This is a genomic window from Lancefieldella parvula DNF00906 (assembly GCF_000758945.1).
Lineage (GTDB): Bacteria > Actinomycetota > Coriobacteriia > Coriobacteriales > Atopobiaceae > Lancefieldella > Lancefieldella parvula_C.
Genome location: NZ_JRND01000028.1, coordinates 1 through 9666 on the forward strand (window position 1 = coordinate 1; position 9666 = coordinate 9666).

The 9666-nt window shown below is 49.5% G+C and carries 10 protein-coding genes; all 10 read right to left on the reverse strand.

Going from position 1 to position 9666, the window contains the following annotated elements; all coding sequences use genetic code 11:
* Positions 1-142: 142 nt before the first annotated feature.
* Complete coding sequence (locus HMPREF1647_RS05680) at positions 143-616, reverse strand: heat shock protein transcriptional repressor HspR (RefSeq protein WP_035432931.1); 474 nt, start codon at positions 614-616, stop codon at positions 143-145.
* A complete protein-coding gene (locus HMPREF1647_RS05685; RefSeq protein ID WP_035432933.1) occupies positions 616-1548 on the reverse strand; it encodes a DnaJ C-terminal domain-containing protein in 933 nt (310 codons plus the stop codon). The genes HMPREF1647_RS05680 and HMPREF1647_RS05685 overlap by 1 nt, the downstream gene beginning before the upstream one ends.
* Before the next feature lie 32 nt (positions 1549-1580).
* Positions 1581-2420, reverse strand: coding sequence for a nucleotide exchange factor GrpE (locus tag HMPREF1647_RS05690; protein WP_052039164.1), 840 nt, complete (start codon positions 2418-2420; stop codon positions 1581-1583).
* Positions 2421-2537: 117 nt separating this feature from the next.
* Positions 2538-4442: a molecular chaperone DnaK gene (gene dnaK / locus HMPREF1647_RS05695; RefSeq protein ID WP_035432935.1), complete on the reverse strand. Its 1905-nt coding sequence runs from the start codon at positions 4440-4442 to the stop codon at positions 2538-2540.
* 185 nt (positions 4443-4627) lie between these two features.
* Entirely contained in the window at positions 4628-5296 is a 669-nt protein-coding gene (locus HMPREF1647_RS05700; protein ID WP_035432937.1) for a transaldolase family protein, read from the reverse strand.
* A gap of 116 nt (positions 5297-5412) precedes the next feature.
* Positions 5413-6573 carry a sensor histidine kinase gene (locus HMPREF1647_RS05705; RefSeq protein ID WP_035432940.1) on the reverse strand — a complete coding sequence of 387 codons (1161 nt, stop codon included), beginning with the start codon at positions 6571-6573 and terminating at the stop codon, positions 5413-5415.
* Positions 6566-7231: a response regulator transcription factor gene (locus HMPREF1647_RS05710; RefSeq protein ID WP_472973933.1), complete on the reverse strand. Its 666-nt coding sequence runs from the start codon at positions 7229-7231 to the stop codon at positions 6566-6568. The genes HMPREF1647_RS05705 and HMPREF1647_RS05710 overlap by 8 nt, the downstream gene beginning before the upstream one ends.
* A gap of 193 nt (positions 7232-7424) precedes the next feature.
* Entirely contained in the window at positions 7425-8063 is a 639-nt protein-coding gene (locus tag HMPREF1647_RS05715) for a TlpA family protein disulfide reductase (protein WP_035432944.1), read from the reverse strand.
* Between the two features lie 59 nt (positions 8064-8122).
* Complete coding sequence (locus HMPREF1647_RS05720; RefSeq protein ID WP_262363821.1) at positions 8123-9013, reverse strand: 4Fe-4S binding protein; 891 nt, start codon at positions 9011-9013, stop codon at positions 8123-8125.
* Between the two features lie 79 nt (positions 9014-9092).
* Positions 9093-9260, reverse strand: coding sequence for a CD1871A family CXXC motif-containing protein (locus HMPREF1647_RS07065; RefSeq protein ID WP_187468932.1), 168 nt, complete (start codon positions 9258-9260; stop codon positions 9093-9095).
* Between the last annotated feature and the right edge of the window lie 406 nt (positions 9261-9666).

Below are 9666 nucleotides of genomic sequence, written 5' to 3' on the forward strand. Positions count from 1 at the left end.
CGGTATTCGGTATTCGGTATTCGGTATTCGGTATTCGGTATTCGGTATTCGGTAAATGGTAGTCGAATCCAAAAAAACCAGCTCCCTGCATTTACGCGCGGAGAGCTGGTTATCTTTTGCTAGTAGCATTTGCCTCGTCGTCTTACGATTCTTTTGGCTGCGCCGAATTGTCCTCGGCGGCGTTAGCGTCAGAAGGAGCGGAGCTTGGCATGCCAAGTAGGCGCTGCATCACCATCTCTGGGCTGGTCTCGCTGTAGCGAACAAGCGAGGTGATACGCTCGCGCATGTGGTACTCATGGAGCTCATCCTCAAGCACGCGAATACGTTCGCGCAGCTCATCGATAAGATCGTCCTTCTCGAGAGCTCGTTCACGCATGTCCAAAATGCGCACAACACCGGCAAGATTGATGCCTTCGTCCGTCAACTTTGAGACAAGATTGAGACGGTCAATGTCCGCGCGAGAATACAGGCGCGTGTTGCCCCTGGAACGGCCAGGGTTGATCAGGCCCTTCTGCTCGTACACGCGCAGCGTCTGCGGATGCATGCCCGTGAGCTCGGCCGCAACGCTAATCATGTAGAGCGGCTTGTTACGACCGTCATCCTTCTTTCGAGCCATTACCGCTCCTCTCGGTAGCTGCGCTCGTCGGCGTCAAGCAGCGCCTGAAGAGCGTCTCGCTCCTTCTTGGAAAGTTTTGTTGGAACTTTAACGTCCACCGAAACGTACAGCGCGCCGCGAGTCGCAGGATCCTTTACGCGAGGAGCGCCCAAGTTCTTGAACCTAAACGTTTTTCCACTCTGTGTACCTGCGGGAACCTTGAGTCGCACGGTAGTTCCGTCAGGCGTTGGCACGTCAACCGAAGTACCCAAAGCTGCCTCGTAGATGCTTACTGGCAGCTTCATGCGCACGTCAGCACCATCTCGCGAGAAGACCGGATGAGCTGCAACGTTGATGGTAACCACAAGGTTGCCTCGTGGACCGCCGTTAACGCCGTACTCGCCGTGCTTCTTGTAACGCAGCTTCATGCCATCGTAAGCACCAGCTGGCACTTTGATGGTCAGTGACTGCTCCTCACCAGTTGAAGGCACGCGATACGTTGCCTTACGAGAAGTTCCCTTAAATGACTCGTCAAACGACACATTTACGGACATAGTAAGGTCACTGCCTGCAACGGGACGGTTTGCTCGCCCGCCAAAGATATCGGCAAAGTCAAAGCCGCCGGCTCCCGCACCAGCACCGCCACCAAATCCGTTAAAGAAATCGGCAAAGTTGGCACCGTTTACGTTGGTGGTATAGGTGAACCCACCCTGGCGACCACCAAATCCACCTCCAGGAATACCGCCAAATGCGAGCATCTGGTCATACTCCTGGCGCTTCTTATCATCAGAGAGCGTGTTGTACGCTTCCGAAATCTCTTTGAACTTGGCCTCATCGCCACCTCTATCGGGGTGGTATTTAGCTGCAAGTTTTCTAAACGCTTTTTGAATATCAGACTTCGAGGCGTCGCGCTTCACGCCAAGAACATCATAAAAAGTCTTACTACCTGCCATTCAGCACGGCCTCCTCTCTAAACTACTCTGCCTTACTCGGTTGCGCCATTTGCGGCAGCGCCGTCTGCGCTGCCGTCAGCAGCCTCTGACTCAGCTGGACGCTTTGGACCACCGTGAGTAACAACGACCATTGCAGTGCGAATGTCCTTGCCTCCCATGCGATAACCCTTTTGGTACACCTGGGCGACGGTCTCATCATACGCCTGGGTATCCTCAATCTGGCTTACTGCCTGGTGAGATAGAGGATCAAAAGCCTCGCCAACAGGATTGACTACCTCAACGCCCTCTTTATTCAAGACGCCCACAAGCTTGTTGCACACCGCGGAGACGCCCTCAACAAACTGCTGAGCTGCAGGGTCTGTCAGGCTGTCCGCGTGCTCAATAGCGCGCTCCAGGTCATCAATAACAGGGAGCAGGTCAACTACCAGCTTCTCTGTTGCACGCTGACGCTCATCAAGACGCTCCTGAGCGGTACGACGACGGTAGTTATCCCAGTCAGCCTGCAGGCGAAGGAAGCGATCATTTGCCTCAGCTGCCTGCTGCTTTGCTGCCTCAATCTGGTCAGCGACCGAGTCCAGCTCGTTCTGCAGGCGGTCGCGCTCCTGAGCTGCACGCTGGGCGTCGGCAGCAATCTCTGCCTCTGCCGTCTCTTCTCCACGACGAATTGCCTCAGCAATCATTTCTTCTTCGGTCATCGGACGGCCTGCGCCAGCCACGCCAGCTGCGCCGTTGGCAGCGGTCGCGTTGCCATCAAGCGTCTGACTTGCGGAACCATCCCCCACAACACCGACGGCACCTACGGTTTCATCACCGTTATTCTCGTTATCAAAGGAAGTGCCAACCTTGTTCTGATCTGCTGTTGTCACTGCCATCACCTCCCTATGTGTAGAAGGCGGCCAAACGTTTCCGCCAGCCGCCTCCGAGTCATATCACATTGTCTACCAGCTGCTGCACCAAGTTACCCAAGCGCATGTGCCGAGAAACTCAGATTAGTTCTGGTTCTTATCGTCGTCGACAACCTCGTAGTCTGCATCAACAACATCTGGCTCAGAAGGGTTGCTTGCTGCGCCGTTGTTGCCTGCGGTCTGAGCCTGAGCGTCTGCATAGACAATCTCTGCGAGCTTCTGACCAACCTCAGTGAGCTTCTCGCCAGCCTTCTTGATTGCCTCAATGTCGGAGCCGTCAAGTGCGGTCTTTGCCTCAGCAACTGCCTCTTCAACAGCCTTCTTCTGATCCTCAGGAACCTTATCGCCAAGGTCTTTGACGGTCTGCTCGGTGCTGTATGCCAGGGAGTCTACCTGGTTGCGGACCTCAATCTCGTCCTTACGCTTCTTGTCTTCCTCAGCGTGGGACTCTGCGTCCTTGACCATGCGGTCAACTTCCTCGTCGGACAGAGCGGTGGAGCCAGAAATGGTGATCTCCTGGGACTTGTCGGTTGCCTTGTCCTTAGCGGTGACCTTCAGGATGCCGTTTGCGTCGATGTCAAAGGTAACCTCAATCTGAGGAATGCCACGCTGAGCAGCAGGAATGCCGGTAAGGTTGAACTTACCAAGGCTCTTGTTGTCAGAAGCCATCTCGCGCTCGCCCTGGAGGACGTGAATCTCAACGGAGGTCTGGTTGTCAGCTGCGGTGGAGTAAACCTTTGTGCTGGAAGTTGGAATGGTGGTGTTGCGGTCGATGACCTTGTCAACAACGCCGCCGAGGGTCTCAACGCCCAGGGACAGTGGGGTTACGTCCAGCAGCAGGATGCCGGAAACGTCGCCAGTAAGAACGCCACCCTGAACAGCTGCGCCGTCTGCAACAACCTCGTCTGGGTTGACGGACATGTTAGGCTGCTTGCCGGTCATGCTCTTGACCAGGTCCTGAACAGCTGGCATACGAGTGGAGCCGCCGACCAGAATGACCTCGCTGACGTCAGAGAGCTGGAGGCCTGCGTCCTGAAGCGCCTTGGTTACAGGAGCCTTGCAGCGGTCGAGAAGATCGCGGGTGATGCGCTCAAACTCTGCACGAGTCAGAGTGTAGTCAAGGTGCTTAGGACCAGATGCATCTGCGGTGATGAATGGCAGGTTGATCTGTGCCTGCTGAGCGCTGGAGAGCTCCTTCTTGGCATTCTCTGCAGCCTCCTTGAGGCGCTGAAGTGCCATTGGATCCTTGCGGAGGTCAATGCTGTTATCGGAGTTGAACTTGTCTGCAAGCCAGTCGATAACACGCTGATCCCAGTCATCGCCGCCCAGGTGGTTGTCGCCGTTGGTTGCAAGAACCTCAACAACGCCGTCTGCAAGGTCAAGCAGGGAGACGTCGAAGGTACCGCCACCGAGGTCGAAGACGAGAACCTTGTGATCCTGGTCCTTCTTGTCCAGACCATAAGCAAGAGCTGCTGCGGTTGGCTCGTTGACAATACGCTGAACGTTGAGGCCAGCAATCTTACCTGCGTCCTTGGTTGCCTGACGCTGTGCGTCGTTGAAGTATGCTGGGACAGTGATGACAGCGTCGGTTACAGGCTCACCGAGGTACTTCTCGGCGTCTGCCTTCATCTTTGCAAGAGTCATAGCGCTGATCTGCTCTGGAGTGTAGTCAACGCCGTCAATCTCGACAACTGCGCGACCGTCGGTGCCAGCCTTGACCTTGTAAGGGACGGTCTTAATCTCAGACTGAACCTCGTCAAACTTGCGGCCCATGAAACGCTTGATGGAGAAGACGGTGTTTACAGGATTGGTGACAGCCTGGTTCTTTGCTGCCTTACCAACAATGCGGTCACCGTCAGCACGGAAGCCGACGACGGAAGGAGTTGTGCGGTCTCCCTCTGCGTTAACGATAATAGTTGGCTCTCCACCCTCGAGGACAGCCATAGCTGAGTTTGTAGTACCCAGGTCAATTCCAAGAATCTTACCCATTGTGAATCATCCTTTCCTATGTACGTGTTCCGTTTGGCGAGAAACCCCACAGGTAGATGACCTAAAAAGGGGCACAAGCTAACCGTGAACACATACCGTGTTTCTGCTTTACGGTTTTGCTTATACCCCTATGTCTGACTTATATACATAATCTAAGTCAGTTTGTAGTAGATTTTTTAAATTCCTTATCCCAGCAACGTATCTCTACCGTAAGCCTCACGCCATGCAACAGAGAACTCATCAACGGCAGTCTTTGTACCAGGGTGATCCATCATGGTATAGACAATATCAGGTGGAAGAGTAACTGCATCGATACCTGCAGAAATAAGCGCATGAACCTGCTCGGTATTCTTAAACGATGCGGCAAGAATCTTAGAATTCAGCCCGTGGGTTTCAAGCATCTGCATAAGATCAAAAACCTGACCGATGCCATCGCCGTAGTTGCACATGCGGTTGACATAAGGGGCCAGGTAATCTGCACCGTTCATGGCTGCAAGGAATGCCTCATCAGCGGAATAGATGGCGGTTGCAAGAACACCAAGACCCTCGGACTTGAGCTGTTTAATTGCTTTGTATCCGTTGCGGGTAACAGGAATCTTCACATAGGTATTCTCGGGACGCAGACCACATATATAACGAGCCTCTTCCAACATCTTCTGATAGTCAGTTGAAACAACCTGCACAAAGAACTTCTGCTCAGGAAGCAAATAATCTACGAAATCCTTAATTACCTGCTCAGGTTGCTTTCCACTTCTAGTGATAATTGCGGGGTTGGTGGTAACTCCATCAATAGTCAAAAGCTCATCAAGCTGCTTAACTGCCTCAAGATCGGCTGTATCCAGAATAAACTCCATGCTTGGCTCTCCTTTATCACTAGAGCATCTGTGTGCTAAGAACTATTCTAGCCGTTGTACTTCTCGCCATAAGCTGATATTTCGTCTTATATCCAAACGGCGGCGCATGTGAAGTGCTAATCGGAATCTACAGCGTCTACCAGTGGAATTCTGATTGTAAATACAGAACCCTGAGGGTTGTTTTCAGAGACTGTGATTGAAGCTCCATGTCGCTTTAAGATGGTTTTAACCAGTGAGAGGCCAATGCCTGCACCGCCAAACTCTCTGGATCGTGACTTATTCACCCTGTAGAACGGTTCAAAAATAAGCTCTCTTTGCTCAGGAGCTATGCCCACTCCCGTATCGGCAATTATAATCACGCCTTCTTGACCCCTGGTTTCTAGGGTAATGTTAACTGAGCCTTCTTCATTGTTATAACGAATGGCATTCTCCACCAAATTATAAAGAGCTCGATATAGCAGATTGGTATTTCCTTTAACGATAAAGGTCTGTGCCTCAGATTGTGTATCAGAATGTGCATCAATCTGCGTGTTAACCTGCACGTTTACCATATTATTTTGAGCAACCGATTCAAGATCATCCACGACCGTTTTAATTACTGAATCAAGAGAAACGTCCTCAGCCTCTCCTAGCTCAGATGTCTCCGCAAATTCCAAAAGGTCAGTGATGATGGAAGATAGACGGTCAATGTATGTCTCCATCGTAGTTACAAGCTCGTCATATTCATGCTGTTCGCGTTTCTTTTTCTTAAAAACATCCAGCTTGGTCCTTAGTACGGTAATTGGCGTTCTGAGCTCATGAGCTGCGCTAGCCGAAAAACGCCTCTGCATTGCAAATGCTTCATCTAGTTGCTCAGTCATCTGATTAAATGACTTAACCAGCTCTTGAATCTCTTCTCCACCGCCCTCAATTTCAATGGAATCAGACAAGGTATTTGGGCTAATTTCTTTCATATGAGCAGAGAGTTGTTGAACTGGCTTGGTATAGTGACCAATTAAAAAGTAAGCTACACAGCTTCCTGCAACAATCACAAAGAGCAAGATGCCTAGCGCGTCAAACAAAATAGAGCGTTCGATAGTATCTACATCCAAAACGATAGAAAGAGCTCCCTGATTGATGGCGTTGGCTGCAGCTAGTTCCAGCAGCTCAGAAGTCGAGCGATACACAAGCCAGGTCAAAACAACGCAACAGCACACCAATAAGCCCACCATAAGAAGGGTGAGTTGGGCACGTATCGAGCGCATTGGCTTTGGGATTATTTCACGTATCTTAGTCATCGCTGTCCCTCTTAAAGCAATAACCCTCTCCTACTTTGTTAGAAATTGGGTCATATCCAAGAGCTTCTCGTAACTTTTTTCGTACCGAAAAAATGTGAACACGCACAGAATTGCTGAATAAGTCCACGTTGCTATCCCACGCATGAGTCATGAGCTCTTCACTGCTCACAACCGCTCCAGCATGTCGCATCAGATACTCTAAAATTGCGAGTTCTTTCTTGGTGAAATTAACCTGAGCATCTCCAACAAAAACTTGTCGAGCCGTAGTGTCAAACCGAAGTTCTCCCAACGTCAAAGACGCTTCTCCATGCGTATATTCACGGCGCAAGAGCGTCCTAATACGGGCCTCGAGCTCACCAAACGCAAAGGGTTTTATAAGGTAGTCATCAGCACCTGCATCTAATCCAACAATGCGATCAGACACCGATGAACGCGCAGAAAGAATCAGCACCTTAGTCTCTGAGTGCTCCGCTCGTAGCGTACGCAGCAAATCAAGCCCATCGATGCCAGGAAGGTTAAGGTCAAGTAGAATCAGGTCATATTGCTCAAGCTGAGCCATTTCAAGAGCCTGAGTGCCGTTGTCGACAAGATCAACGTAATAACCGTCCAGCTCAAGCCCCTCTCCAATGGAGGCAAGAAGCTCTTTTTCATCTTCCACTACAAGGATTTTCAATTCTTCCCTTTCAAATGCAGCTTGATGCTATTTGCAAGTATTAGAGTACGCCTGGACCAAGCTCAAATGACTCAGCCCAGGCGTACTTCATACAACACTTCAAATGCTAACCGATTGAACCCTACGGCGAGAAGTTCTTCTCGCCGTGTGCCGTGAGCGGTATGTAAGTTTCTATAACCTACTTTGCCTGAGCAAGAGCCTGGTCAACGCGCTTTTGAAGTTCGCTGCCTTGAAGTTTGCTGGCTCCACCGGTAATTGGATCGCCCACAAGTCTACCGTTCTGGTCAATAACCATAGTGGTTGGGAACGCTGTGAGGCCTTCGATAACGTGACCGCCATCGCTGTGAGGATCAAGAGCGACGTTTCCGTAGGTAACGCCCTGCTTCTGGAGAATATTCACGGCTTCCTTCTTAGCGTCGTCTGTGTATGCGGCTTCGGCGTTAACACCCAAGACATTGACACCTTTGTCCTTATAGGTTTCAGCAAGCTCTTGAAGCATTGGCATCTCCTGAATGCAGCCAGTACAGCCATTGAACCAGAAGGTCAGAACAGTAACCTTATTCTGTCCAAATACGGTGTTGTCATAGGTAGCGCCAGTAGTGATGTCTGTTGCCTTAAAATCTGGGAAGGTGTCGCCGTCTTTGAGGTGCAGTTTTGATGCTGCCTCAGGTGGAACTGCAGCAGAATTCTGTTGCTCGGCAGTTGGAGCGGTTGTTGTGCCTGTGTTGCCAGTACCACCAACGCTGCATCCAACAAGCGCAACTGCCATAAGCAGGCCAGCGACATACGTCAGGGATTTTGTTACAAATTTTTTCATTTCATAGTCCTTTCTGTCTTTTCTACGCACGAAACGTAGCTATACACGTTTTATGACACTTACTTTATTGAGCTTGTCGCCTGTAAATCAGCCAGGTGCTTTGCTGTAGCAACCTTTTCCGATTGCTCAATTTTCTTGTTGATTAACAGGAGCTTTGCGTCAATCGCATGAACAGGACATACCTTTATGCACTCTCCGCAGCGAATGCACTCAAGAGCTGCGTTATTCTTCGTAATATCTACGTCCATCTTGCATGTACGCGCACACTTTCCGCAGCTTACACAGGTCTTCTCGTCAACTCGATACTGCAAAATTGAGATGCGATTGAACAGAGAATAAAAAGCCCCGAGCGGGCAAATCCATTTGCAAAAAGGACGATAAAACATGATGCTCAACAGTACGACAGTTGCCAGAATGCTAAACTTCATCGTAAAAAGTGTGCCCAGAGCTGCCCTAATGCTGACATCTGCTAAAGAAAGCGGAATTGCTCCCTCAAGAATTCCCTGTGGACAAACATACTTACAGAAATAAGGCTCTCCCATTCCTACGGCATTTTGAATCAAAGCTGGTAGAGCCCAGACAAGAACAATTAATATGACGTACTTCAAATAGCGCAAGGCTTTAAGCTTTTTAGTACTAAATTTTTTTGGGAATGGAATCTTGTGGAGAAGATCCTGTACCCAGCCAAATGGACATAGAAATCCGCAGACAAACCTACCCAACAAAGTTCCAATAAGAATCAAAATGCCCGTAATGTAATACGAGAAGCTGAATTTAGAAGATCCAACTACTGCCTGAAATGCTCCAATAGGGCAAGCACCCGTAGCTGCTGGGCAAGAATAGCAGTTAAGTCCAGGAACACAGACTGACTTTGCAGGACCAGTATAGATAGTTCCCTTAGCAAAATTTGTTAAGTGAGGGTTGGTTAGAAAGGTTGCGCATGCCTGCACGAAACCTCTTTTAGTGATAAATTCTCGCACTTTCTTTCCAAGAAATTTTATCCCTGAGAACAATTTCACTGCAGGTCACCTAACCAATACCTACACACTCAAGGCAGATTCGTACCGCTTTTCCCAATACGATCTGAACCTCTCCGCGAGAAGCGCCATAGACTACAAATGCACATCCTAATAGCAAAAATAGAATAGGCAGGACACGTAGGCGGCAGCTCCAACCACAAGCTTGCTTTGATTTCATAGATACTCCCTTCTCCTGGCTCTAGTACAACAAAAGGGGTGTTAAATCCCTGTTAAGCTGATTTAAAATTTCCGGAAGGGCTATAAATAGCTGCTCGAATATCTTTTAAATTTTTACGAATGTCATGGTAATGACATGGCAATGACAATGACCCTTAAATACATCTTGAATGTGGCTCAAGTGCGATGTACCGACCCCCAAAAGTTGTCATGAGACTGTTTATATAAATATCCAAACTTATAAAATATGCAATCACATAAAACCGCAGGTTTACGGCTGCAAGAAAATTCGATCTTCTCGCCATCAACTCAGAGGCAAATTTCGGGTCCGCAAAACACACCTAAGTCAGATAATCTGTCAAAAAGATGTATACATTACGCCGAAAATATCTAAAACATGCAGAATA

Coding starts and splice junctions, on each gene's coding strand:
- HMPREF1647_RS05680 (WP_035432931.1), bottom strand. CDS start 616: ATGGCTCGAAAGAAGGATGACGGTCGTAACAAGCCGCTCTACATGATT.
- HMPREF1647_RS05685 (WP_035432933.1), bottom strand. CDS start 1,548: ATGGCAGGTAGTAAGACTTTTTATGATGTTCTTGGCGTGAAGCGCGAC.
- HMPREF1647_RS05690 (WP_052039164.1), bottom strand. CDS start 2,420: ATGGCAGTGACAACAGCAGATCAGAACAAGGTTGGCACTTCCTTTGAT.
- dnaK (WP_035432935.1), bottom strand. CDS start 4,442: ATGGGTAAGATTCTTGGAATTGACCTGGGTACTACAAACTCAGCTATG.
- HMPREF1647_RS05700 (WP_035432937.1), bottom strand. CDS start 5,296: ATGGAGTTTATTCTGGATACAGCCGATCTTGAGGCAGTTAAGCAGCTT.
- HMPREF1647_RS05705 (WP_035432940.1), bottom strand. CDS start 6,573: ATGACTAAGATACGTGAAATAATCCCAAAGCCAATGCGCTCGATACGT.
- HMPREF1647_RS05715 (WP_035432944.1), bottom strand. CDS start 8,063: ATGAAAAAATTTGTAACAAAATCCCTGACGTATGTCGCTGGCCTGCTT.
- HMPREF1647_RS07065 (WP_187468932.1), bottom strand. CDS start 9,260: ATGAAATCAAAGCAAGCTTGTGGTTGGAGCTGCCGCCTACGTGTCCTG.